The organism is Duganella sp. Root198D2 (assembly GCF_001428585.1).
GTDB lineage: Bacteria > Pseudomonadota > Gammaproteobacteria > Burkholderiales > Burkholderiaceae_D > Rugamonas.
Genome location: NZ_LMIC01000017.1, coordinates 1 through 24,470, shown reverse-complemented (window position 1 = coordinate 24,470; position 24,470 = coordinate 1). Strand labels below are relative to the sequence as shown.

Annotated in this window: 19 protein-coding genes and 1 tRNA gene; 11 read left to right on the top strand and 9 right to left on the bottom strand. The window is 62.6% G+C overall.

The window, feature by feature from the left end; translation table 11 throughout:
- Positions 1 to 4: 4 nt before the first annotated feature.
- From ASE26_RS16280 to ASE26_RS16270, 3 genes are all read right to left on the bottom strand, one after another.
- Complete coding sequence (locus ASE26_RS16280; RefSeq protein ID WP_057246563.1) at positions 5 to 622, bottom strand: hypothetical protein; 618 nt, start codon at positions 620 to 622, stop codon at positions 5 to 7.
- Between the two features lie 84 nt (positions 623 to 706).
- Entirely contained in the window at positions 707 to 1,984 is a 1,278-nt protein-coding gene (locus ASE26_RS16275; RefSeq protein ID WP_057246562.1) for a nitrate/sulfonate/bicarbonate ABC transporter ATP-binding protein, read from the bottom strand.
- Complete coding sequence (locus ASE26_RS16270) at positions 1,981 to 3,672, bottom strand: ABC transporter permease subunit (RefSeq protein WP_057246561.1); 1,692 nt, start codon at positions 3,670 to 3,672, stop codon at positions 1,981 to 1,983. Before ASE26_RS16270 ends, ASE26_RS16275 begins: the two co-directional genes overlap by 4 nt.
- A gap of 323 nt (positions 3,673 to 3,995) precedes the next feature.
- Between ASE26_RS16270 and ASE26_RS16265 the strand changes: the two genes are divergently transcribed.
- The 5 genes from ASE26_RS16265 to ASE26_RS16245 are packed head-to-tail and all read left to right on the top strand — an operon-like array spanning position 3,996 to position 9,099.
- Positions 3,996 to 4,910: an STM4015 family protein gene (locus ASE26_RS16265; RefSeq protein ID WP_055926690.1), complete on the top strand. Its 915-nt coding sequence runs from the start codon at positions 3,996 to 3,998 to the stop codon at positions 4,908 to 4,910.
- Positions 4,911 to 4,914: 4 nt separating this feature from the next.
- A complete protein-coding gene (locus ASE26_RS16260) occupies positions 4,915 to 6,009 on the top strand; it encodes an STM4014 family protein (protein ID WP_156409952.1) in 1,095 nt (364 codons plus the stop codon).
- Positions 5,988 to 6,842 carry an STM4013/SEN3800 family hydrolase gene (locus tag ASE26_RS16255; protein WP_229208165.1) on the top strand — a complete coding sequence of 285 codons (855 nt, stop codon included), beginning with the start codon at positions 5,988 to 5,990 and terminating at the stop codon, positions 6,840 to 6,842. The genes ASE26_RS16260 and ASE26_RS16255 overlap by 22 nt, the downstream gene beginning before the upstream one ends.
- On the top strand, positions 6,839 to 8,218 hold the full coding sequence (locus ASE26_RS16250) for an STM4012 family radical SAM protein (RefSeq protein WP_229208164.1): 1,380 nt from the start codon (positions 6,839 to 6,841) through the stop codon (positions 8,216 to 8,218). The genes ASE26_RS16255 and ASE26_RS16250 overlap by 4 nt, the downstream gene beginning before the upstream one ends.
- Complete coding sequence (locus ASE26_RS16245) at positions 8,212 to 9,099, top strand: STM4011 family radical SAM protein (RefSeq protein ID WP_229208163.1); 888 nt, start codon at positions 8,212 to 8,214, stop codon at positions 9,097 to 9,099. Before ASE26_RS16250 ends, ASE26_RS16245 begins: the two co-directional genes overlap by 7 nt.
- Positions 9,100 to 9,107: 8 nt before the next feature.
- On the opposite strand, the gene ASE26_RS16240 is transcribed toward ASE26_RS16245, so the two are convergent.
- Positions 9,108 to 9,191: transfer RNA gene (locus ASE26_RS16240), tRNA-Leu, on the bottom strand.
- Positions 9,192 to 9,316: 125 nt separating this feature from the next.
- On the opposite strand from ASE26_RS16240, the gene ASE26_RS16235 reads away from it, so the two are divergent.
- The 3 genes from ASE26_RS16235 (at position 9,317) to ASE26_RS16225 (ending at position 13,762) form a co-directional block, all read left to right on the top strand.
- The gene (locus ASE26_RS16235; RefSeq protein WP_057246557.1) at positions 9,317 to 10,165 is read left to right on the top strand and encodes a hypothetical protein; all 849 of its coding nucleotides are present in this window, start codon (positions 9,317 to 9,319) and stop codon (positions 10,163 to 10,165) included.
- 3 nt (positions 10,166 to 10,168) lie between these two features.
- Positions 10,169 to 12,370 (top strand): acylase, encoded by a 2,202-nt coding sequence (locus ASE26_RS16230; protein WP_057246556.1) that lies wholly within the window; start codon positions 10,169 to 10,171, stop codon positions 12,368 to 12,370.
- An 81-nt stretch (positions 12,371 to 12,451) separates the two neighbouring features.
- The gene (locus ASE26_RS16225; protein ID WP_057246555.1) at positions 12,452 to 13,762 is read left to right on the top strand and encodes a hypothetical protein; all 1,311 of its coding nucleotides are present in this window, start codon (positions 12,452 to 12,454) and stop codon (positions 13,760 to 13,762) included.
- A 68-nt stretch (positions 13,763 to 13,830) separates the two neighbouring features.
- On the opposite strand, the gene ASE26_RS16220 is transcribed toward ASE26_RS16225, so the two are convergent.
- The 4 genes from ASE26_RS16220 to ASE26_RS16205 all read right to left on the bottom strand — a co-directional run bounded on the left by ASE26_RS16220 (position 13,831) and on the right by ASE26_RS16205 (position 18,614).
- On the bottom strand, positions 13,831 to 14,640 hold the full coding sequence (locus ASE26_RS16220; protein ID WP_057246554.1) for a hypothetical protein: 810 nt from the start codon (positions 14,638 to 14,640) through the stop codon (positions 13,831 to 13,833).
- Positions 14,641 to 14,732: 92 nt separating this feature from the next.
- On the bottom strand, positions 14,733 to 16,034 hold the full coding sequence (locus ASE26_RS16215; protein ID WP_057246553.1) for a hypothetical protein: 1,302 nt from the start codon (positions 16,032 to 16,034) through the stop codon (positions 14,733 to 14,735).
- A 28-nt stretch (positions 16,035 to 16,062) separates the two neighbouring features.
- The gene (locus ASE26_RS16210) at positions 16,063 to 17,241 is read right to left on the bottom strand and encodes a PLP-dependent aspartate aminotransferase family protein (RefSeq protein WP_057246552.1); all 1,179 of its coding nucleotides are present in this window, start codon (positions 17,239 to 17,241) and stop codon (positions 16,063 to 16,065) included.
- A complete protein-coding gene (locus ASE26_RS16205; protein ID WP_057246551.1) occupies positions 17,238 to 18,614 on the bottom strand; it encodes a pyridoxal-phosphate dependent enzyme in 1,377 nt (458 codons plus the stop codon). The genes ASE26_RS16210 and ASE26_RS16205 overlap by 4 nt, the downstream gene beginning before the upstream one ends.
- 139 nt (positions 18,615 to 18,753) lie before the next feature.
- Here ASE26_RS16205 and ASE26_RS16200 point away from each other — a divergent pair, with 139 nt between their 5' ends.
- Positions 18,754 to 19,305, top strand: a complete 552-nt coding sequence (locus tag ASE26_RS16200; protein ID WP_055926667.1) for a thymidine kinase — start codon at positions 18,754 to 18,756, stop codon at positions 19,303 to 19,305.
- Positions 19,306 to 19,815, top strand: coding sequence for a hypothetical protein (locus ASE26_RS16195; RefSeq protein WP_057246550.1), 510 nt, complete (start codon positions 19,306 to 19,308; stop codon positions 19,813 to 19,815). It abuts the gene before it with no gap.
- Here the strand turns inward: ASE26_RS16195 and ASE26_RS16190 are convergent.
- Positions 19,742 to 21,739 (bottom strand): methyl-accepting chemotaxis protein, encoded by a 1,998-nt coding sequence (locus ASE26_RS16190; protein ID WP_057246549.1) that lies wholly within the window; start codon positions 21,737 to 21,739, stop codon positions 19,742 to 19,744. The genes ASE26_RS16195 and ASE26_RS16190 overlap by 74 nt on opposite strands.
- 250 nt (positions 21,740 to 21,989) lie before the next feature.
- On the opposite strand from ASE26_RS16190, the gene ASE26_RS16185 reads away from it, so the two are divergent.
- The gene (locus tag ASE26_RS16185; protein WP_055926660.1) at positions 21,990 to 24,236 is read left to right on the top strand and encodes a carboxy terminal-processing peptidase; all 2,247 of its coding nucleotides are present in this window, start codon (positions 21,990 to 21,992) and stop codon (positions 24,234 to 24,236) included.
- The last annotated feature ends 234 nt before the right edge of the window (positions 24,237 to 24,470 follow it).

Sequence of the window (24,470 nt, the reverse complement as noted above, 5' to 3'; positions counted from 1 at the left end):
GCCATCATTCTCCACGCGCGGAGCGTATGTGCCGAAAGACTTCCTCTATCGTGCGGGCGGGGACAATAGCTAGTTTCGCGAAGGAACTATCTGAACAGTCTGCCGGGCCCGGCCAGACGGTGTCAGCCAATGGCCTTCCCTGGCAGCGCGATGGATCAGTCAGGGCGCCGGTCTGGACGCCGCGGCAGACCCAGATCTGGCTGCCGTTTTCGCCGGTGTAGCGGTCCCAGGCCCATTCACGGTCGGTGTTCGGCGCGTAGGCCGGTTCGGAGGAGTACCAGTCGTCGCCGTACAGCCCGACAGTGCCGCCGACCCCGATGCTGACATCGTTATGTTTGCTGGCCGCGACTGCCAGTGCGACCACGCCGGCCGCTACCCCAACGGTGACCCAGGTCTCGCGCTCTTTGATGACGTCAGGGCAGGATGCTTCCGCCACGCCACGACGGCCCAGTACCATGCGTAAGGCGTTGGAAAAGTCCATGTCGGGCGAACCCGTGGCAAGGGTCTTGCACATCCCGAACGTGCTGGCCGCCGCAGGATTGGCATAGAAAGTTTGCGCGCCAATGCCGGCACAGCCAGTGAGCAGCGCAGCCAGTGCTGCGATGGAAAGCAGGGTTTTCATGCCGCTAGTATAGCAACCCCGGAAGCGCCCAAGTCATGCCAAGGGCCAGCTGGCGCGGTATGCCTGGGCACAGCGCTGCGCTTGTCAGGCCAGGCGCAGGCGGCGCGTGTGGAAATCGAATTCATAAATCTCTCCATAGCGCCCCCACTCTACGGCGGTGCGCATGATACGGCGTGCTTCTTCCGGTTCGATGGCTTCCAGCAAGGGCGCCAGCACGTGTTCTTCCGGCAGCGCACCGTCCGCGGATGCGCGCAGCATGCTGTAGATGTGCTGCGGCAGCGTGACGTGGGCCAGCAACTGGCGGCCGAAGATGGCTTGGCGGCCAGCGTGGTCGGCTGCTTCATAGCGGCGGCCGAGCGCCGTCATGGCGATGTCGCCGCCTTCCACCGTGGCCAGGCCAAGCTGGGACAATGCTTCGCAGGCCGGGAACAGGGCTTCGTCCGGCAGTTCACTTTCGTCGGACAGGCGCGGCAGGTCGGCGCGGCCGTTGAAACCATCCGATGCCAGCAGCGAAAGGACCGCCTCAACGCGTTCGATGTCGGCGTCCGGCAGGCGGTAGTCCAGGCCAGCCTCACGTGCCGGCACGGCAGCCGGCGCGCGCATGGTCATCAGGCCATACACTTCGTCCACCAGCTGGCGCACGGCCGGGCTGTCGGGATTGCGCGGGCGCGGCAGGTCGATGCGGATTTCGGTGCGGATGCGGCCGGGATCGCTGGAGAGAATGACGATCCGGTCCGACATCATCACCGCTTCTTCGATATTGTGCGAAACGACCAGGATGCCGCGCGTCGGAATGCGTCCGTGATCCCACAGCTCGAGGATGTCGTCGCGCAGGGTTTCGCCGGTCAGCACGTCGAGCGCGGAAAAGGCCTCGTCCATCAGCAGCACGTCCGGATTGGTGAGCAGGGCGCGCGCGATGCCCACGCGCTGGCGCATGCCGCCCGAAAGTTCGCGCGGCAGGGCGCCTTCAAAGCCCGAAAGGCCCATCAGGTCGAGCATGGCTTCACTGCGCGCGGCGCGTTCGGCGGCAGCGACGCCTTGCGCCTCCAGGCCCAATTCAACGTTCTGCTGCACGGTCAGCCAGGGGAACAGGGCGAAGGACTGGAACACCATGGCGATGCCCGGCACTGGTTCCGCCAGCGGCGCGCCACGGTACCGGGCGGTGCCGGCGTCGGCCTGCACCAGGCCCGCGATAATGCGCAGCAGGGTCGATTTACCCGAACCCGACTTGCCGAGCAGCGCCACGATCTCGCCCGACGCCAGCGCGAAGTCGACGCCATCGAGCACGGTGCGGCTGGCGCCATCGCCAGTGCGGAAGGATTTGCCGACGCCTTGCAGGTCGACCAGGATTTCTTTTTTCATGCCTGCTCCCGATACAAACGGCTCCAAACGAAGCGGTTGATTACCATTACAAATACACACATCACACCGATGCCGAGGGCGATGCGGGGGAAGTCGCCGGCATCGGTCATCTGCTTCACATAGCTTCCCAGTCCATGCGCCACCAGCGTGGTTTTACCCCAGGTGACGTATTCGGCCACGATGCTGGCGTTCCATGATCCGCCGCAAGCGGTGACGGCACCCGTCACATAGCTCGGAAAAACTGCCGGCAGGTAGACGCGGCGCCATTTCAGCCAGCCTTTCAGGCCCAGGTTTGCCGCCGCCAGCCGCAAATCGGTGGACAGGGTGGGTGCACCGGCGACGACGTTGAACAGGATGTACCACTGGGTGCCGAATACCATCAGGGGGCTGAGCCAGATGTCAGGATTGAGGCCCAGGTGCAGCACCGAGTACACCACTACCGGGAACAACAGGTTGACCGGAAACGCGGCCAGGAACTGCGCCGCCGCCTGGATCTTCTGCGCATAGCGGGGGCGCAGGCCGATCCACACGGCGACCGGCACCCAGAACAGGGATGCCAGCGTGATGAGCACAGCGACACGCGCCAGCGTCGCCAGGCCGAGGCCAAACACGCCGGCAGCTTCGCGCCAGCCAACTTCAGTATGGATGAAGGCGGCCACGCGGTAGCTGGCCCAAGCCGCAAGCACCAGCAGCAGGGTATCGGCCGTTTGTGCCGGCAGGCGCCAGCGGCGCGCGGCCTTGCCTGGACCGCCGGCGCCGAGCGGACGGGCGGGGAACCAGCCCAGGGTGGAGCGCATCAGCTTCCAGGCCTTGCCGGTCAGACGGCTGGCGATACGGCTGCGGCGCACCCAGTCGAGCAACCAGGAGCGGCGGCCGACTTCCCCGTCCAGTTCCTCGAAGCGGAATTTGTCCGCCCACACCAGCAAAGGGCGGAAGAAGAGCTGATCGTACATGACGATGCCAACGAACATGGCAGCGATGGCCCAGGCGATGGCGCGGCCGTTTTCGGCCTCGATCGCGACCGCGATGTAGGCGCCGATGCCTGGCAGCTTGACGTCCTGCCCGGCGACGGAAATCGCTTCCGCCGCGACCAGGAAGAACCAGCCGCCGGACATCGACATCATCATGTTCCACAGCAGGCCCGGCATGGCATACGGCAGTTCCAGGCGCCAGAAGCGCTGCCAGGCCGAGAGGCGGAACATGCGGCTCGCCTCATGCAGCTCGGCCGGCACGGCGCGCATCGACTGGTACAGGCTGAAAGCCATATTCCAGGCTTGCGAGGTGAAGATTGCAAAGATCGCCGCGCATTCGACGCCCATCTGGCTACCGGGGAACAGGGCGATGAACGGCGCAATCGCGATCGCCTGGAACCCCAGCACCGGCACCGATTGCAGTACGTCCAGCAGCGGCACCAGCACTTTTTCAGCCAGCCGGTACTTGGCCGCCACTGCCGCAAACACGAAGGCGAACAGCAGCGAAACGGCCAGCGCCGCGAACATGCGCAAAATGGTGCGCAACAGGTAATAGGGCAGTGCGCCCGGATCGAGGCTGACCGGCATGGGCTGGCCAAGCACGAAGGGGCGTGCCATCTGCATGGCGCCATAGGCGACAGCGATCAGCACCGCCAGCACGAGCGGCAGCAATGCCCAGTCCCAGCGATTGGGACGCGTTGTGATAGATGCGAACATCAGGCTCTCCGCAAGGATGCGGGCCCGCGATCGTGCGCGCTTGAATCATCATCCGCTCATGGCGGATGACGGTAGGACAGGAGCCCTGGACGTGATCGTGCCGTTATGCGAAGCCGAAGTGAATTCGGTGACAACTATGACTCGAACAAGTGCCCATGAAAGGGGGCTCCAAAATATGATAACGGGGCGGAGTTTAGGCGGATGAGATACCCAGCGTCAACTTAGGGAATCACCTAATTTAAGCGGGCGTTAAGCATGGTGCATGCTAATATTTCAATATTTCCCAGGCGAAAGGCGCCAGGGTCTTTTCCAGGAAGCGCACTGTGACCATCTCCGAAAGCACTGAAACCTTCTTCAACAAAACCGTCACCGCTTTTGACCCGGCGTTGCCGGTCGACCTCTCTGGCGACAAAGTCTACCGCTTGGCGCTCGACTACGACGACGAGCGCAAGATGTCCGGCCTGATGGATCAGTTCCTGCAAAGCGCCGACAAGTCCAGGCTTGACGCTCTGGTGATCGGTATGTGGGGCGAACCGTATGAAGAAGGCGCCGACGACATCATCGCGGCACTGGTGGCCCGTGCGCCGGAACTGCCGGCCCTGCGCGCCTTGTTCATCGGCGACATGACGTTTGAAGAGTGCGAAATTTCGTGGATCGTGCAGGGCGACTACACGCCGCTACTGAAGGCATTTCCAAAGCTGGAAGAACTGCGCATCCGCGGCGCGCAGGACTTGTCGCTGGAGCCGGTAACCCATGCCGCGCTGCGCAAGCTGACCATCGAATCTGGCGGCCTGCCGTCCGAAGTGGTGGAATCCCTGATCGCGTCTTCGCTGCCGGCGCTGGAGCATCTGGAACTGTGGCTGGGCTCCGATGATTACGGCTTCGATGGCGATGTCGACCTGTACCGCCGCCTGCTAGGCGCGCTGGCCGGCCCATCGCTGCGCTACCTGGGCCTGCGCGACTCCGACATCTCCGACGAGCTGGCCGAATGGCTGGCAAGCGAAGAAGTGATTGGCCGGCTGCATACGCTGGACCTGTCGCTGGGCACCTTGGGCGATGATGGCGCCAGCGCCTTGCTGGGCAGCCCCCATGTGCGTATGCTGCGCCGCCTTGACCTGTCCCACCACTATATTTCTGCAGGCATGCAGGAGAAATTGAAGGCGCTGCCGCTGGAAGTGGTACTGGATGACGCGCAGGAAGAAGACGACGGCGATCGTTACGTCGCCGTTGGAGAATAAGGCATTGCCAGGCCGACTGGTCTTATTGGGCGTCGCCAGTGGTAAGCGCGTCCGGCTGTCGCAGCAGGCCCGCAGCCAGGCTGGCCTGCCGCCGGCCGAAGTGCTGGAATGGCGCGACTGGCTTGCAGCGCCAGGGAAGTTGGGCGGCATGCTGGCGCAGTCCTGTGTATTCAAGGTGGAACCTCCCGGCGACGATCCGGCCGTCCAGGCACGGCTACTGGCAGATGGATGCCTTGCTGAAGGCATCGCCAACCCAGGTCCCCTGGAACACGGCGAACTTGCAGTGTCCGGAGCGTGGTTCAAAGGCCTGGAGCGGGCCTTGCTGCGCCTGGAGCAGCAGGTGGCAAACATGCCGCACGTGCGTGTCATGAACGCCCCGCGTGAAACAATTTTGATGACGGACAAACTGGCCTGCCAGCACCATCTCGCAAAGCACAAGGTGGCTGTTCCAGCGGTGCTGGGCATGGTGGAAGGATATGATCACTTCCATTCATTGCTCGACCAGCATGGCCTGGACCGGGTCTTCATCAAGACCCGCTACGGCTCCAGCGCGTCGGGCGTGGTTGCGTACCGGCGCAACAGGCGCGGCGGCGAACAGGCCACCACGTCGGCGCAACTGGTGCACGGCACAGGCGCCATCCGGCTCTATAACTCGAAGCGAATGAGCCGCTACCACCTTGCTGCCGACATTCGGACTTTGGTCGACCTTTTGGCCAGCCAGCAGGCGTATGCCGAAGGATGGCTGCCCAAGCCGCGTGTCGGCAATGGGCACTACGATATCCGCGTACTCACGCTGGGCGGACAGCCGGCGCACCGTGTCGCGCGCATCGGCACGTGCATGATGACCAACCTGCACCTGGACAATCGCCGTGGCGCTGCCGACAGCCTGCTCGATCCCGCGTCGCAGGAAGCACTGGAGAAAGTAGCGCGGCAGGCCGCGCAGGCTTTCCCCGCAAGTCACGTCATCGGGCTGGACGTAGTCGCGCAGCGGGGCCAGGCCCATGTGCTGGAAGCGAACGCATTCGGCGACCTTCTTCCCGGCTTGCTCTGGCAGGAGCAGGATACCTATACCGCCCAATGGAAAAGCTTCAGGCAATGACGCAGCCGGTACACAGCATTCCCGACATGAACCAGGTGGTCGGCAGCCACGATATCCTGTTCATTACGCTCGATACCCTGCGTTACGACGTTGCGCAGCAACTGTACGAGGCAGGCGAGTTGCCCGTTCTGGGGCGCCATCTTCCACCCGGCGGCTGGGAGCGCCGGCATTCGCCGGCCAGCTTCACCTATGCCGCGCACCACGCTTTCTTCGCCGGCTTCCTGCCGACCCCGGACAGTCCAGGCCCGCATCCCCGCCTGTTTGCTACCGCCTTCCGCGGCAGCGAGACGACTTGCGCGCATACCCGCGTGTTCGAGCAGGAGAGCATCCTGGCCGGGCTGGCGGCAGCGGGCTACCATACCGTCTGCATTGGCGGCGTCGGCTTTTTCAACAAGCAGACCGCGCTGGGATGTGTGCTGCCGTCGATGTTCGCTGAAAGCCATTGGTCGCAATCGATGGGTGTCGACGCCCCAAGATCCACCGCCAAGCAGGCGGCGCTGGCGCTGCAACGCCTGCAGGCTGCGGCTGGACAGCGCGTGATGCTGTTCCTGAACGTGGCTGCGATCCACAAGCCAAACCGCGTCTACCTGCGCGGCTGCAAAGCCGACAACCTGGAGAGCCACGCAGCTGCACTGCGCTACGTCGACCGCGAACTGGAACCGCTGCTGGCCGCTTGCGCGGCGCGTGCACCGACGTTCGTCATCATCTGTTCCGACCACGGCAGCGCCTATGGAGAAGCAGGATTCCAGGGACACCGCCTGGCGCATGAAACCGTGTGGAACGTCCCTTACGCGCATTTTTTCCTTAACCCGCCCGGAGCGACGCGATCTTGAACCACCCCGCCCCCGCCAGCACGCTGGCGCAACGCATGCGGCAGACGCCGTACCAGGCTTACTCCTACTCCTACCCGCACAAGTCCGCATACCGGACCCTGGAACAGCCAATGCCGCTGCAACCATTGTGGGCGGGAGAAGACCGTTCTGCCTTGTTCGGCTATATCCATGTCCCGTTTTGCGAGATGCGCTGCGGTTTCTGCAACCTGTTCGCGATGGCCAATCCCGGCGACGAGCTGGTGGAGCGCTACGTATCCCAGGTAGTGCGCCAGATGCGGGTGCTGAACGACGTACTGGGCGAACGACGGTTTGCCCGTTTCGCGCTGGGCGGCGGCACGCCAACCTTCCTGCAGCCGCGCCAGCTTGAAACCTTGCTGCGCGCCGCCGAGGATATCCTCGGCATTTCATTGCAGGACACACCCGCCGGCATCGAGGCTTCACCGGAAACGGCGACCGCAGGCAAACTGGCGGTATGCCGCGCCATGGGGATCGACCGCGTGAGCCTCGGCATCCAGAGCTTCTCGGCCCCGGAGATGCGCGCATTGGCAAGGCCGCAGCAAAATGACGCGGTGCGCAGCGCCATTGGGCGCATCCGCGCTGCAGGATTCCCGACCCTTAACCTCGACTTAATCTACGGTATCGCCGGGCAAACGATCGCCAGCTTGCTGGCATCGATCGACAGCGCGCTGGAATTCACGCCGGAAGAACTGTACCTGTACCCGCTTTATGTGCGCCAGCACACCGGCTTGGGCAAGCTGGCGCAACGGCGGGCGGCAAGAAGCTTCGACACGATCGCGCTTGCGCCGGATGGCGACAGCCGGCTGCAGCTGTATATCGCAGCGCGCGACCATCTTCGCGCACGGGGCTATGTGCAGGTGTCGATGCGCATGTTCCGTGCGCCCCATGCGCCGGGCCAGGATGGACCTTCCTACTGCTGCCAGAACGATGGCATGGTAGGTTTTGGTACCGGCGCCCGTTCCTATACGCGCGCACTGCATTATTCAACCGATTACGCGGTGGGACGCGCCGGCACCATGGATATCATCCAGGGTTATCTCGCGTACGGCGATGAAGACTTCCTGCAAGCCCGCCATGGCTTCCAGCTTGGCCTGGACGAACAGCGGCGCCGCTACGTGATCCAGTCCCTGTTGACGGACCCTGGCCTCGATTTGCTGGCCTATGCGGCGCGCTTTCGCAGCTCATGCCTTGAGGATTTGCCGGACTTGCAGGAATTGGCGGCACTTGGCCTGGCGGAGCAACGCGGCTCCATCCTTCGCCTCAACGACCTTGGATATGCCTATGCCGATACGATTGGACCATGGCTGGCATCCGGGCGGGTGCAGGACCTGATGTCCAGCGGCGGGGCATCGTGCTGAGCAGCTCTGGCGAAACGCCGCTCTCGCTGCTGTACCGGGGAACGCTTGAGAGCTGCAATTATGACTGCGGCTATTGTCCCTTCGCCAAGCGCAAGGATAGCCGCGCCAGGCTGGAAAAGGATGCCGCCGAAGTCGCACGCTTCGTGGTTTGGGCGGGGGAGCAGAAGCGCCCCCTGCGCATCCTGTTCACGCCGTGGGGCGAAGCCCTGGTGCGGCGTCATTACCGCGCGGCAGTGCAGGCGCTGGCGGCGATGCCGCATGTGCAGCAGGTTTCGGTCCAGACCAACCTGGCTGCGCCCTTGTCGTGGCTGGAGCAGGTCGAACCGGATAAAGTCGCCTTATGGTGCACCTGGCATCCGGGGCAAACCTCGCAGGTGCGCTTCCTGGAGCGTTGTGCGCAGCTGGCGAAGATGGGAATCAATTTTTCTGTTGGCGTGGTGGCAATGCGTGAGCATTTCAGCGCCATCAAAGAACTGCGGGCGGCACTGCCGCAAAGCCAGTATCTCTGGCTGAATGCCTATGACCGGCGCGGACCGGATTATTACACGTCAGAGGAACTGGCTTGGCTGGATGCGATCGATCCCTGGTTCATCCATAACCGCCGCCCGGCGCCTTCCCGCGGCAGGGCATGCGCCGCCGGCGAAGAAGCGATTGCCGTGGATGGGGCCGGGGAGGTGACGCGCTGTCATTTCATTCCCGGGCGGCTGGGGAATTTGTACCAGGATTCGCTGGAATCGATGCTGCGCGAGCGGCCATGCAGCCGCCTGAAATGCGATTGCTATATCGGATATGCACAGCGGCGGGATTTGCCGTTCGGACGGGATTTCGGAGCAGGGAAGCTGGCGCGTATTCCTTTGCGTATTGCAGCAGCGGAAACCTGACTTGAGAGTGCCCCGGGCCGGAATCGAACCGGCACGGCCTTGCGGCCAACGGATTTTAAGTCCGGTGTGTCTACCAATTTCACCACCGGGGCATGCTTGAAGCCCGCTATTATGACATGTCCTTTGGTTAACATCCAGTGGTGGTAAATTTGGCAATTCTTGTAATCGCCGCGGAATGTTGTAGCATGCTGGTCGCAGAATTCCCTTGAAAGACCACATGCAAATCAAGATTAACGACGTCCTGCGGGACTATATCGAACCGTTGACCGAGGCCGAGCGCACCGCGCTGGAACGCAGCCTGCTGGCCGAAGGTTGCCGCGATGCGCTGGTGCTGTGGAACGACATCCTGGTCGATGGCCATAACCGCTATTCGATCTGCCAGCAGCACGGCATTCCCTTTAAAGTCACCCAGAACACGAGCTTCAAGGATATTGAAGACGTGATGCTGTGGATGATCGACAACCACCTGGGCCGCCGCAGCGTGTCGGACTTCCAGCGTGGCGTGCTGGCCCTGCGCCAGCAGGAAATCATCGCCAAGCGCGAACTGATCGTGAAAGCGCAGGCCAAGGCGGAAGATGACGCCATTGCGCCGCCAGACCCGGAAGCCGAAGAAGCGGCGCCGCCGCCGAAGGCGAAAGCCAAGCGCGAAGATATCGCCCGCGCCGCCCGCCTGAGCGCCAATACCCTGGGCCAGATCGAGAAGATCACGCGCAGCGCCACGCCCGAACTGGTGGATGCGGTGCGTTCCGGTACGATCTCAATCAATGCCGCCGCCACCGTGGCCTCGCTGCCGGAAGAAGACCAGAAATCGGCTGTCGCCGGCGGCCGCAAGTTCCTGCAGCAGGCGGCCCGCGAGATCCGCGAACAGCGCGCCGCCAACCGCCCGGCAAAGGCAGCGAAGGAAGACGCCGGCGAGGGGCATTACGAGGCCGCAGAACGTCCGGCTCCGCTGACCGAGGTGGAGGTGCTGCGCCTCGAGATCTCGCAACTGAAGGAAAAGAATTCGGCGCTGCGCGCTGAAAACGCCGAACTGCGCGAACGTATTGCCCAACTGGTGGAGCAATAAAGCATGCTGAAGCTGAGTGCCGCGCTTGTCGCGTTCTGTGCCATTCCTGCGCTTGCCGCTCCCGCCGCCCCAACGACGGCAGGAGCTTTGAGTCCTGCGGAAGTGCTGCGCCTGCAAGCGATTGCCAAGCGCGTCACCATCTTGCGCGACAAATGGGGCATTCCGCATATTTACGGCAAGAGCGACGCCGACGCGGTGTTTGGCATGATGTATGCGCAGTCGGAGGATGATTTCAAGCGTATCGAGCTGAATTTCATCAACGCCATGGGCCGCCTGGCGGAGGTGGAGGGCGAAAAGGCCTTGTACCAGGACCTGCGCATGAAACTCTTCATCTCGCCCGAGCAGTTGAAGGCCCAGTACAAGGCCAGCCCGGATTGGCTGAAGAAGCTGATGGTGGCTTGGGCCGATGGCCTGAACTTCTACCTGCACACCCACCCGAATGTGCAACCGCGCCTGTTGGCGCGCTTCGAACCATGGATGGCGCTCAGTTTCAGCGAAGGTAGCATCGGCGGCGACATCGAGACGGTGAATATCGAGCAGTTGAAAGCGTTCTACAGCAAGCAGCCGGCGCCTGCGCTGGCTGCTGTCGGCAGCGACCTGGATAATGAACCGCGCGGCTCGAACGGCTTTGCCATCGCACCGGCTTTGAGCAAGTCCGGTCACGCGCTGTTGATGATCAACCCGCACACCTCGTTCTATTTTCGTCCCGAGATCCACGTGAATAGCCAGGAAGGCTTGAATGCCTATGGTGCCGTGACCTGGGGCCAATTCTTCGTCTACCAGGGCTTCAATGAGCGGATCGGCTGGATGCACACTTCCGGCGGTGGCGACGTGATCGACGAATACCTGGAAACGGTGGTTGAAAAGAACGGCAAGTATTCCTACCAGTACGGCAAAGAGCTGCGCCCATTCCGCTCCGAAAGTGTGCGCCTGCCGTACAGGGCGGCAGACGGCAGCATGACGGAAAAGACCGTTACCGCGTACTTCACGCATCGCGGCCCGGTTGTGCGCGAGCAGAACGGCAAATGGGTGTCGGTGGCGATGATGAACGAGCCGCTGAAGGCGCTGACGCAATCCTTCATCCGCACCAAGGCCCGCAATTACCGGGCCTTCTACAAGTCGATGGAGTTGCGCACCAACTCGTCGAACAATACCGTGTATGCGGACGCAGACGGCAACATCGCCTACTTCCACGGCAATTTCATGCCGGTACGCGACCCGCGTTTCGACTACACCAGGCCGGTCAACGGCGCTGAGCCGGCGACAGACTGGAAGGGCCTGCACCAGGTGCGCGAAACCATCCAGCTGTTCAACCCGAAAAACGGCTGGATCCAGAACACCAACAACTGGCCGTTCTCGGCGGCTGGCGCGTATAGCCCGCGCCCTGCGGACTATCCGGCCTACATGTCGGTCAACCCTGAGAATGCGCGCGGCATCCACGCGGTGCGCGTGCTGCAAGGGAAGAAGGACTTCACCATCGACAGCCTGATCGCCGCCGCTTACGACAACCAGCTGCCGGCGTTCGAACCGCTGTTGCCGCTGCTGGTGCGCGCCTATGACGAGGCGCCGGCCAGCGACCTGTCGAAGGCTGCGGTGATCGAACAAGTCACGCTGCTGCGCGACTGGGATATGCGCTACTCGCTGGCGTCGGTGCCGACCTCGGTGGCGATCTATTGGCTGCAGGACCAGGTCAAGCATTACGGACCGGCGGCGAAAGAGAAGGGCATGCCGATCCTCGACTACCTGGCCACCCAGCTTACGCCGAAGCAGCGACTGGAAGCGCTGGTGCGCGCCTCGAACAAGCTGGCGGCGGACTTCGGCAGCTGGAAAACGCCGTGGGGCGAGATCAACCGTTTCCAGCGCCTGACTGGCGACATCGTGCAGCCGTTTGACGACAACAAGCCAAGCATACCGGTACCTTATGTATCCGGTAATTTCGGCGCGCTTGCCGCGTATGGCATGACGTCGCAGCAGCGCACCAAGCGCATGTATGGCGAGCGCGGCAATAGCTTCGTTGCGGCCGTTGAATTCGGCCCGAAGGTAAAGGCCAAGAGCATCCTCGCCGGCGGCGAAAGCGGCGACCCGAGATCGCCGCACTTCAACGACCAGGCCGAGATGTATGCGCGCGGCGAGTTCAAGGACGTACTGTTCTACAAGGAAGATATCGAAAAGAACCTGGAACGCAAGTACCGTCCGGGCGAATAAGGTTACGTTTGAGGTAGCGCAAAGTCCTCCCCGCATTAGCAGGCGCACAATGAAGTGACAACCTGTTAAGGGGAGGCGCCAATGTCTTCCAGTTCCGACGAGAATGGCAGCGCCGCCTGCCAACGAATCGAAGACTTCATCTTCGTGCGTGAGCTGAATGAAGTCTTCCTGCTGCTTGACCACATCTCCGGACGCTGGGACAAGAGCCTCTACAACTTCCACAGCCACGACGACGGAGAGCCGCACATCGATGAACTGTGCGCGATCGGCCTGGCGCCGCCAGAAGGCGACCAGCAGCGCGTGGCGCAGGCAGTCAAGGTGCTGTGCGCCAAGGACAAGCTGAATGCAGCTGCACGCCCGGCGACGGGCCTGACCATCGCATTCACCTTGCTGGTAGTCGGCGAGGATAACCGGCGCGACTGGCGCAACTGGATGCGCAGCATGATGTTTCGCCATGAAGCCGCTCAGGCCGGGCCGGAACTGGCGCCGCACTGGGAAAAGCCGACACGCCTGACGCTGGCCCGCTACGCCTTCCCCGGCCTGGTCAAGGTGGCCGAGCGCTTTAACCGGCGCATCTTCTGGATCGTGGTCCTCTTGCTGCTTGGCCTGGTGCTGACCTGCGTGATGTCCTGGCACGTCACGGGTGGCAGCGCGATGCTGCAGCACCTGGACACGTTGCAGGCGCAGCAGCTTACCTTGTTCAAATCCATCGAGGAAGCGGAGATCAAGCACTCCACCAATGCGACAGCACCGCCTGTGCAGTTTTGCACTGAGGTCGACATGACCGGTGCGCCGCATTTTCGCAGCACAGAGGAGTACCAGCTTTGCACGCGGCGCCGTGCGCTGTCGGAGCAGTTGGCCGTTGTGCGCATGAACCTGCGCAACTGGCTGGTGCCTTGGCGCACTTGTTACGCCAAGGTGGCAGGATTGTTTGGCCAATTGCCTGAAGAAGAGGCCGCGCCTGCAAGCGCAACGCCAGCCGAGAAGGCGCGTTACATGAGACGCGGCACGGAGGAGCAGGCCCGCGTAGTGACGCTGGTCGTCGGCACGGCGGTCTTGCCGCTGTTCTACGGCATCCTCGGCGCCGGTGCCGCCGTGGTACGCGGCTTATGGGCCAAGATGCGTGAAAGCCTGCTGTCGCCGCGCGATTACACGCTGGCCCTGCTGCAGCTGGCCCTGGGCGCCACGATCGGCGCCTGCATCGCGCTGTTCGTCAATCCGTCCGGGCAGACGCCAGGCAGCGAGATCGGCCTTCTGGGACACTGGGCGCTCAGCACCTCTGCGCTGTCGTTTATCGCGGGCTTCGGGGTGGAAGGCGTGTTCGTGGCACTGGAAAGCCTGGTGCGCCGCGTGTTCAATATCTCAGACCCGGCGCGGCGCCCGGCAGATTAGAAGAAGCGGTGCCGCATGTAAGTGATGAAGACGAAGGCTGCAAGCAGGATACCGACGGCAATGCGGAATTACAGGTTCTTCCGCCACTGGCCGCGCTGCCCCTCGATGTAGGTGTTCATGGCGCGGTGGGAGGCCAGTGCATTGGCGGCGCTGGCGGCAGCCTCCTGGCGCTTGCGTTGCGCCCGTGCGGCGGACTGCGCCAGTTCCGACGCGTTTGCCGCGGCAGTGGCGGCATCGGCGGTATCGTGGCGCAGCACAGGCGCATGGCAATGCGAGCAATAAATCTCGCGCGACTGGTCGACGGCGCCTCCGCAAGCGTGGCATTTATGCTGGTCGAGCGCGGTCGCTGCCGGTAACGGGGGCGCTTCATGCCGGTCGATCGCCATGGCCAGCCGGGTAGGGTCGATGACTTCGACAGCCGATTTGCAGGCTGGGCATTCTCCAATCGGCCGGTCGGGCAGGGGATAGCCGCAGTCGGCGCAAAAGAGCTTCTTGCCGGCGCCAAGCAGCGAGCGGATGTCGGCCCATGCCAGTGGCCTTACGTAGCCTTTTTCGGCAAGGTAGAGGATATAGGTCTGGTAATACCCGTGCCCCTGCGGGCATTCCATCTGCCTGGTACGTCCGAAGCGGGTGCGATTGGATACGGTCTTGAGCGCCGATTGGCAAACCGGGCAAGATTGCATGCGCGCCAGCGAGATTGCATGGTCATGGTCGCCGCCGGCCTGCATTGCGCCATGGATCTCGCGCACGAACTCAGCGATGCCCGGGCCAGCCAGGCGCACCGATTCCGTCTCATCGAACCACACCAGGCAGCAATGCGAGCAGGTGTCGATCTGGATTCGCCGCTGGTAGTGGCCGGACAAGTCGAGCACCCGCATCGGGTGCCCACAGTTGCTGCATTGGCGTTCAGAGGGTCTCAAACTATTGGAGCACAGGTTGTCGTAGCGCTTGATTTTACCTTGCCGGGGGCTTAGCGTGCTTCAATCACCTCGATCAGGTGAAATCCGTCTTCCGCCAGTATTGGCGGACTGATTTCGCGGACCGGCAGGCAGAAGGCAGCACGTTCGACTGCAGCCAGGGCTTCGCCGCGGCGAAAGAAGCCGGGCGGCATGCTGCCTGGCGACGCAAACGGGTTGTTGAATTGATGTTCCAGCAATCCAAAGTCGATGCCGTTTTTCCAGTCGTTGCGCAAGGCGATGGCGCGCTGGTAGGCTAGGCGCATGGCGCCGTAGCTTGCGATCGCCGGGCCGGGAGCGGGAGCCCCGGGCATCACGATCAACTGGCGTACTTTCACTTCTCTGCGTACCGCGGAATGCAGGTCGCATTCCATTCGCTCTTCCCTGAAACGCGGGCTGTATGAAATCGCCGGGGCTAGTTCCATGATTCCTTTGGGCTGTTGCGGTTGCAGGTTCCCGGCAATGATCCAGAACGCAATTGCAACCACCAGGAAGCCGACCGCAATCCGGAAAGCCCGGTTGATTCCTGGGTGCGCTGCACGCTTTCCGCTGAAATGGACCAGCGCTAGCTGCGCCGCCGAAAGCGGGGCACGGGCCGCAGCCGCCTGATGGCGCTCATCGGCGGTCGGTACGAGGCGCGGCGTAGCTGCCGCGGCATCGGCCATGCCGGGGACGTCATGGCGTAGCACAGGGGCATGGCAGTGCGGGCACTGGACATCGTGCGCCAGGTCGATGCCGCCACCGCAAGCGTGGCATTTGTGTTGCTGGACGTCCGTTGCGACGTTCCTGACGGCAGTCACACCGTCGGCCGCGTGGGTTGCGATCGCCAGGCGCGCCGGATCGATCACGCCCACCGCCGAATGACAAGCAGGGCAGGCGTCGGCCGGCCGGGCTGGCAAAGGGAAGCCGCAATCGGCGCAGAACAGCTCCTTGCCGGCATCGGCCAGGGAACGGATGTCGGCCCAGGCCAAAGGGCGCACGAAGCCCTTTTCGGCCAGGTACAGGATGTAGGTCTGGTAATAGCCATGCCCAAGCGGGCAATCCAGGTGGCTGGTGCGCCCGAAGCGCGTCATGTTGGAGACCGGCTTCAGTGCGGAGCCGCAAACGGGGCAGGACTGCACCCTTGCCAGCGACACCGCATGCGCGTGATCGCCATCCGCCTGCATCGCCCCATGGATTTCGCGCACGAATTCGCTGATGCCGGCGCCGGCCAGCCGCAGCGACTCCGTGCCGTCGAACCACACCAGGCAGCAGTGCGGGCAGGTGTCGATCTCCACCCGCCGCTGGTAATGGCCGGACAAATCAAGCACCCGCATCGGGCGCTTGCAGTTGCTGCAGTGACGGTCAGATGGCGTCAAGAGCGTTACGCAGGTCTTGGCGCAAGTCCTCGATGTCTTCGATGCCGACCGAGAGCCGGATCAGGCCATCGCCGATGCCCAGCGTTGCTCGCTGCACCGCCGGAATCGATGCGTGGGTCATCAGCGCCGGATGCTCGATCAGCGATTCCACGCCGCCCAGGCTCTCCGCCAGCGCGAACACTTCGCAGCGTTCGAGGAAGCGCCGCGCGCCCGCCAAGTCGGTGTCGAGATCAATCGAGATGATGCCGCCGAAACCATCCATCTGCGCCTTGGCCAGCGTGTGCTGGGGATGCGATTCCAGGCCCGGATAGAACACCTTCTTGACCTTGGGTTCGCGTTCCAGCCAGCGTGCCAGCTCCAGGGCGCTCTTGCAGTGGCGCTCCATGCGGATCGCCAGCGTCTTGACGCCGCGCAGGGCGAGAAAGGCGTCGAACGGACCCGCAATGGCGCCGACGGAATTCTGCAGGAAGGCCAGTTGCTCGCGCCAGGCCGACTGGCGTTCTTCTGCGCCAACGACAGCGATGCCGCCGATGATGTCCGAATGCCCGTTCAGGTACTTGGTTGCCGAGTGCACCACGATGTCGAAGCCCAGTTCCAGCGGGCGCTGCACGATCGGGCTGGCGAAGGTGTTGTCGGCCACGGCCAGGATGCCGCGCTCGCGGCAGATGCGGGCGATTGCTGCCAGGTCGGCCAGCTTCAGCATCGGGTTGGTCGGGGTTTCGACCCACACCATCCTGGTTTCCGGGCGCAGGGCTGCCAGCAGGTTCTCCGGGTTGGTCAGATCGGCGTAGGTGAATTCATGCCCCGCGCTGCGGCGGCGCACGCGCTCGAACAGGCGGAAGGTGCCGCCGTACATGTCGTCGCCGGCCACGATGTGCGAACCCGCGTCCAGCAGTTCCAGCACGGTCGAGATGGCCGCCAGGCCGGACGCGAAGGCGAACGCCTGCGCGCCGCCTTCCAGGTCGGCCACGCAGCGCTCCAGCGCCCAGCGCGTCGGGTTGTGCGAGCGGCCGTAATCGAGGCCCTTATGCACGCCAGGGCTTTGCTGGACGAAGGTGGAAGTGGCATAGATCGGCGGCATGATGGCGCCGGTCGATGGATCGGGGTGCTGGCCCGCGTGGATGACGCGCGTGGCCAGGTGGGCTTTGGTTTTCTTTTCGCTCAAGATAAGGTCCTGCGCAGGTGGTTGAGTAAGTCGTAGCGGGTGATCAGTCCATAGAACTTGCTGCCTTCGGCGATCACGGCGGTCAAGCCACGGTCCAGGGTATCACGGAGGGCAGGCGTGCCGGCAGACGGCGCCAGGGTCTCGACGCGGCTGGTCATGGTTGCGCCGACTTCGCTCTTGAACTGGGCGGCGTCATTCTCGACCTTGAGCAGGATGTCCGACTCGTCGATGATGCCTGCCAGTTTGCCGTTCTCGATCACCGGCAGCTGCGCCAGGTCGGCCGAACGCATGCGATTGAAGGCGATCAGCAGGGTGTCGCTCGGCGCCACGCTGACCACGTCGCCGTTTTCGAACCGGCGGCCGATCAGGTCGCGCAGGTCGCCCAGCTTCTGGCGCTGCAGCAGGCCCTGGTCGAACATCCAGCTATCGTTGTAGACCTTGGACAGGTAGCGGGTGCCGGTGTCGCAGACAAAGGTCACCACGCGCTGCGGCTTGGTCTGTTCGCGGCAGTATTTCAGGGCCGCGGCCAGCAGGGTACCGGTCGAGGAGCCGGCCAGGATGCCCTCGGCACGCAGCAGGGCGCGCGCGCCGTCGAAGCTTTCCTGGTCGGTGATGGTGTAGGCCTGCGAGATCGCATCCATGTTCGCAATGGCGGGAATGAAGTCTTCGCCGATGCCTTCCACCGCCCAGGAACCGCTGGTGTCGGACACTTTGCCGGTATCCACGTATTCCTTCAGGATCGAACCTTTGGGGTCGGCCAGGATGAACTTGACGTGCGGCGCGACCTTGCGGAAGTAGCGGGAAAGACCGGTCAGGGTGCCGGAAGAGCCGACGCCGACCACAATGGCGTCGATTTCGCGCGCCATCTGCTCCCAGATTTCCGGGCCGGTGGTGGTTTCGTGGGCCAGCGGATTGGCCTGGTTGTTGAACTGGTCGGCGAAGAAGGCGCCGGGAGTCTCGCTGGCCAGGCGGGCCGCGTAGTCCTGGTAGTACTCGGGATGGCCCTTGCCCACGTCGGAGCGCGTGATGCGCACGTCGGCACCCAGCGCTTTCAGGTGCAGGATCTTTTCGGTGGCCATCTTGTCCGGCACCACCAGCAGCACCTTGTAGCCTTTGATGGCGCCGACCAGGGCCAGACCCAGGCCGGTATTGCCGGCCGTGGCTTCCACGATCGTGCCGCCTGGCTTGAGCATGCCATCGCGTTCGGCCGCTTCGATGATGGACAGGCCGATGCGGTCCTTGATGGAACCGCCGGGGTTCTGGGATTCGAGCTTGAGGAACAGCCGGCATGGGCCGGTGTCAAGACGTGTGACTTCGGCAAGCGGTGTATTGCCGATCAGGCTGAACAAAGCTGCAGGACGGGTATTCTGCATTTTCTCTCCTTGCGAAAAACGCGCATTGTGTGGCGATCCGATTGAACCAAGAAGGAATATCTTTGCGCTAGCTTATACCTTTTTTGGTGGATAGCGGCTCGCGTATAATCCCGCAGCGACTTTTAAATTAATTTCCACCGTGGCAAAACTCTACTTCCGCTATTCTGCGATGAACGCAGGCAAATCGACCTCCATGCTGCAGGTCGCCCACAACTACGAAGAGCAGGGCCTGATCGTGCGCCTGTTCACCGCGGCCATCGACGACCGCTACGGCGTGGGTAAGGTGACTTCCCGCCTCGGGCCGCAGCGCGAAGTCGAGCTGTTCTCGTCCGGGACGAACTTCCTGCAGGACATGCAGAAAGTGGCTTGCGTGCTGGTCGACGAGGCGCAATTCCTGTTGCCGGAACAGGTCAAGCAGCTGCACCAGCTGGCGCAGGCCAAAGGCGTGCCGGTGATCTGCTATGGCTTGCGCAGCGACTTCCGCGGCGAGCCATTCCCGGGTTCGGCCTACCTGCTCGCACTGGCCGACGATATCGAGGAAATCAAGAATATCTGCCCCTGCGGCAAAAAAGCCACGATGAATATCCGGGTCGACGAGAAGGGCGAGCGTATCCGTGAAGGCGAGCAAATCAGCATCGGCGGCAATGAGGCCTACCGCCAGGCATGCGGCCGCTGCTTCTATACGGGTTAATTGGATAAACTGTTTTACCTGACGCCGTCGCTCTGCCTGGCGCTGGCAAGCTGGGTGCTGTCGCGGCGCTACGTGGTATTCACGCTGCTGCGGCTTCCTGGAACGCTGTGCCATGAACTGGCGCATTTCCTGGCCGGGCTGGCGACGTTCGCGCGGCCCACTTCACTTTCCATCATTCCGCGCCGCGCGGGCCGGGGCTATCGCCTGGGGGAGGTGCAACTCGCCAACGCGCGCTGGTACAACTCCGCGCCCACCGCACTGGCGCCAATCCTGCTGCTGCTGATCCCGTGGTGGGTTGCCACGCTGCGTGCGCGCGGCGCCTGGCACTTTACGCCGTTGGACGCCGGACTGGCCTTCCTGGTCGCGCCGCAGTTCCTGGCTTGCTGGCCTTCCGCGACGGACTGGAAATTGGCCATGCGATCATGGCCCTTGGCATTTATCGCTGGCGCAGGCTGGTACGCTTGGGCGAAGTACCCCTGGCTGCGTTCCTGGCCTTGGCCGGCAGCTTGAAGGCGCGCACTTCGCGCGCCAGCGCTTCGGCCTGATCCTGCATGGCCGCTGCCGCAGCGGCGGCTTCCTCGACCAGGGCGGCATTCTGCTGCGTCACCTGGTCCATCTGGCCGATGGCCTGGTTGACCTGGTCGATGCCGGCGCGCTGTTCCTCGCTGGCGGCGCTGATTTCACCCATGATGTCGGTCACGCGGCCCACGCTGTTGACCACTTCGTCCATTGTTGCACCGGCCAGTTCGACCAGCTTGGCGCCGGCTTCGACTTCGCCGGTGGAATTGGCGATCAGGCCTTTGATCTCTTGCGCCGCAGCGGCACTACGCTGGGCCAGGTTGCGCACCTCGGATGCCACGACTGCGAAACCGCGACCCTGTTCGCCGGCACGCGCTGCTTCAACTGCGGCATTCAGGGCCAGGATATTGGTCTGGAAGGCGATGCTGTCGATCACCGAAATAATGTCTTCAATCTTGCGCGAAGCTTCGTTGATGGCGCCCATTTTCTCGACCACCTGCGCTACCTGCGCACCGCCGCGCGAGGCCACATCCGATGCTTCACGCGCCAGCGCATTGGCCTGGCGGGCGTTGTCGGCGTTCTGGCGCACGGTGGACGTCAATTCTTCCATCGAGGCGGCAGTTTCTTCGAGGCTGGAGGCCTGCTGCTCGGTACGAGCCGACAGGTCCTGGTTGCCGGCCGCGATTTCCGAGGATGCGGTGGCGATCTGGTCGGCGCCTTCGCGCACGCCGCCTACCACGTTGGCCAGGCGCTCGCTGATGCCGTTCATCGCACCCAGCACCTTGCCGATCTCATCGCCGGTGGTAACGTCCAGGCGCACAGTCAGGTCGCCGCTGGCGATACGGCCGGCGGCATCCTGCACCTGCACCAGCGGACGGCTCACAATGGTGCGCACCAGCAGCAACAGGCTGGCGGCAAAGGCGAGCAGGGCGACGATGCCGCATACTGCGTAACGGTTGCGGGCAGTGACGGCATCCCTGGTGATCTCGCTGACGTAGGTGCCGCCCGCGACGATCCATTTCCAGTCGCCGAAGTAGCGGTAGACCAGCAGCTTTTCCTTAGGGGCGGCCTTGCTTTCGGCATCGGCCCACATATAGCGGATTTCGCCCGTCTTTTGCTCCAGCATGTCCTGGATGAAGGCCTTGCCATCGCTGTCCTTGGTATCCAGCATCGATGCGCCCTCCTTGGACGGATGCACCAGCAGCGTGCCGTAGTCCTTGCCGGCGGCGGCGCTCAATACATAGACATAGCCTGTCTCGCCAATGCGGATACCCTTGATCTTATCCTTCAACGCTGCGATGTTCTTGCTGATATCCAGACCGATGAACAGCACGCCAACGACCTTGCCCGAGGCATCCTTGACCGGGTCGTACTGGGTGATGTACGGCTTGCCGAACAGCTGCGCCAGGCCGGTGTAGGAGCGCCCTTCGCGCAGCAGGGCGTAGCTTGGATTGCCGTGATCAAGCCTGGTGCCTACTGCGCGCTCACCGTTTTCCTTTTTGACCGAAGTGGTGACCCGGACGAAATCAGTGCCATCGGCGGCGAAGATGGTCGCAATGGCGCCGGTCTGCGTGGTGAAATTGTCGGGGATGCTGAAGTCGTTGTTGACGGCCTTGCCGTTGGCCGTCAATTGGCCGCCATCGAGCTCGAACGGGCCTGGCACGTAGGCCGCAAACTGGCGGGCATAGCTGGCGGCATCGTTCACCATGGCAGCATTGAATACGTCCAGCATATTTGACACGCCATTCAGGTCGGCGGCGACATGCTCGCGCGCGCGCTGCTCCAGCATGGCGGTGCTGCTCCAGCTGATGAAGGTAATAAGTAGCGCTAACAGTGCGCTGACAAGGACGAAGGTGAAGGCGGCAATCTTGGTGCCGACGCTCCAGCTGCGCGCAGGGGGCGTTGGATTGGACATGGATGCTTGTTTATTTTCGGGGAAGGGCCGATATGATATCTCGTTGCCGAGTGGAAATTTCGCTTGTTACAAAATGTTTCTTAGTAAATTCAATGACTTAGCGTAAAGCTTGCCAGGAAGCTCAGCCTTCAGACTGGCTTAAGTGAAGGGCAGCACACTGCCCACTATCGCTCTCTCCTCGAGAGTGTCCTATCCTGTAGAATGGGATTAGCACTATTCTTTTAGAAACACCTACGTTCGGAGCAAGCCGATGAAGAAGCACACCCTGTTGGCCACCATGTCCCTGGCACTGATCACCGCTTATGCAAGCGCAGCCCAGGCAGACAAGGCGACAGACGTAACCGTCAAGCCTGCAGCACAGCAGACCCAGGCCGCCTTGTGGGCCTCCCGCGTGCTGTCGCGCTACCATTACAAGGCTATGCCGCTGGACGACGCGATGTCGGAAAAGATCTTCGACCGCTACTTCAAATCGCTCGACGGCGAAAAGCTGTTCTTTACCCAGGCTGATATCGATTCCTTCAACAAGGAAAAATCCCGCCTGGATGACGCGATCACCAGCGAAAACCTGCAAACGCCATTCGCCATTTACAACCTGTACCAGCAGCGCTTTTCCGACCGCATGGCCTATGCCCGCGAGCTGTTGAAAACCAGGTTCGACTTTACGCAGGATGAGAGCTACCAGTTCGACCGCGAAAAGGCCGACTGGCCGAAGACCGAAGCCGAAGTGAAAGACTTGTGGCGCAAGCGCGTGAAAAATGACTGGTTGCGCCTGAAACTGGCGGGCAAGGACGACAAGTCGATCCGCGAAACGCTGGACAAGCGCTACGAAAACTACGTTACCCGTTCGCGCAAGCTGAATAGCGAGGACGTGTTCCAGATCTTCATGAACGCCTACGCCATGTCGATCGAGCCGCACACCAACTACCTTGGCCCGCGCGCTTCCGAGAACTTCGACATCGCCATGCGCCTGTCGCTGGAAGGCATCGGCGCCGTGCTGCAGAACCGCGACGAATACACCGTGATTCGCGAAGTGGTGCCTGGCAGCCCGGCCGGCCTGTCCAACAAGCTGAAAGCGGGCGACCGCATTGTCGGCGTGGCACAGGGCGATTCCGACAAGTACACCGACGTGCTGGGCTGGCGTATCGACGACGTGGTGCAATTGATCCGCGGCCCGAAAGATTCCACCGTCAAGCTGCAGGTGCTGGGCGCCGATGCGGGCCCGGACGGCAAGCCGTTCGTGCTGTCGCTGGTACGCAAGAAAATCAGCATGGAAGAGCAGTCGGCCAAGCGCTCGATCCTGGAAGTCAAGGACGGCGCTGTGAAACGCCGCATCGGCGTGATCTCGCTGCCGACCTTCTACCAGGACTGGGACGCGCGCCGCAAGGGCGACAAGGATTACAAGAGCGCCACGCGCGACGTATCCCGCCTGCTGGGCGAACTGAAGAAAGAGAAGGTCGACAACGTCCTGATCGACCTGCGCAACAACGGCGGCGGTTCGCTGACCGAGGCAGTCGAGCTGACCGGCCTGTTCATCGATCGCGGTCCTGTGGTGCAGCAGCGTAATGCCGAAGGCCGCGTGGAAGTGGAAGCGGACAATGTGCCTGGCCTGTCGTGGGATGGCCCGGTGGGTGTACTGATCAACCGCGGTTCGGCATCGGCTTCCGAGATCTTCGCGGCGGCAATCCAGGATTACGGCCGCGGCCTGGTGATCGGTGAGCCCAGTTTCGGCAAGGGCACCGTGCAAACCCTGGTCAACCTGGACCGCTTCGGCCAGAGCGACAAGTCGCGCTTCGGCGAACTGAAGATGACGGTTGCCCAGTTCTTCCGCATCAACGGCGGTACTACCCAGTTGCGCGGCGTGACACCAGACATCAAGCTTGCCTCCACCAGCGATGCCGAAAACTTCGGCGAATCGAGCTACGACAACGCGCTGCCATACACCCAGATCAAGCCTGCGGTGTACATTCCGGCCGGCGAGTTGAAGGAAATCGTGCCGATGCTGGACAAAAAGCATGAGGCACGCGTTGCCAAGGACAAGGACTACCAGTACCTGCTGGACGACATCAACTATGTCAAAAAGCAGCGCGCGGACAACGTGGTGTCGCTGAATGAAACGGTGCGCCGCAAGGAGCGCGACCAGCAAGAGGCGCGCGCCAAGCTGCGCGAGCAGCGCCTGGCTGCAGGCCCATCGCCGGATGATCCTATCCTGGTGCCGGACCCGAAAGATGCGCTGAACAAGGCGATTGCCGCCAAACCTGCCAACCCGCGCGCCGCCCAGCGCCAGGCCAACCAGGTTCGTGGCGCGATCCGCACCGACGATGGCCTGCAGGCGGACGAACGCTCCCTGTCTGCGGAACTGGATGCCGAAAAGGCAGCCAAGAATGCCAAGGACGTACTGCTGAACGAGGCAGTGCACATCCTGGCCGACGAGGTAAGCGTGCTGCGCACTGATACCCGCCTGGCCACCCGGGTGCTGCCTTACGTAAACGACAAGTGATATTTCGGTTGGTTATATCTAGTATTACTACAATAAAGTAGACAGATATACCGCGCCGCAGCATACTTGCACCTGTCTCCTCTATTCTCCTCCAAGGAAATAGACTTCAGCCCGCTCCCTGAGCGGGCTTTTTTTTGGTTCATCGCGGATTACCGGGATGACCGAGCTGTAAACGCAAGAGAGCAGTAAGGAAGAGTTATTGTGTTTGTGCGACCAAACCCACTAACCAACCCA

Coding starts and splice junctions, on each gene's coding strand:
- ASE26_RS16270 (WP_057246561.1), bottom strand. CDS start 3,672: ATGTTCGCATCTATCACAACGCGTCCCAATCGCTGGGACTGGGCATTG.
- ASE26_RS16190 (WP_057246549.1), bottom strand. CDS start 21,739: ATGTCCAATCCAACGCCCCCTGCGCGCAGCTGGAGCGTCGGCACCAAG.
- ASE26_RS16185 (WP_055926660.1), top strand. CDS start 21,990: ATGAAGAAGCACACCCTGTTGGCCACCATGTCCCTGGCACTGATCACC.
- ASE26_RS16220 (WP_057246554.1), bottom strand. CDS start 14,640: ATGCGGGTGCTCGACTTGTCCGGCCACTACCAGCGGCGAATCCAGATC.
- ASE26_RS16235 (WP_057246557.1), top strand. CDS start 9,317: ATGCAAATCAAGATTAACGACGTCCTGCGGGACTATATCGAACCGTTG.
- ASE26_RS16280 (WP_057246563.1), bottom strand. CDS start 622: ATGAAAACCCTGCTTTCCATCGCAGCACTGGCTGCGCTGCTCACTGGC.
- ASE26_RS16275 (WP_057246562.1), bottom strand. CDS start 1,984: ATGAAAAAAGAAATCCTGGTCGACCTGCAAGGCGTCGGCAAATCCTTC.
- ASE26_RS16215 (WP_057246553.1), bottom strand. CDS start 16,034: ATGCGGGTGCTTGATTTGTCCGGCCATTACCAGCGGCGGGTGGAGATC.
- ASE26_RS16255 (WP_229208165.1), top strand. CDS start 5,988: ATGGAAAAGCTTCAGGCAATGACGCAGCCGGTACACAGCATTCCCGAC.
- ASE26_RS16205 (WP_057246551.1), bottom strand. CDS start 18,614: ATGCAGAATACCCGTCCTGCAGCTTTGTTCAGCCTGATCGGCAATACA.
- ASE26_RS16225 (WP_057246555.1), top strand. CDS start 12,452: ATGTCTTCCAGTTCCGACGAGAATGGCAGCGCCGCCTGCCAACGAATC.
- ASE26_RS16230 (WP_057246556.1), top strand. CDS start 10,169: ATGCTGAAGCTGAGTGCCGCGCTTGTCGCGTTCTGTGCCATTCCTGCG.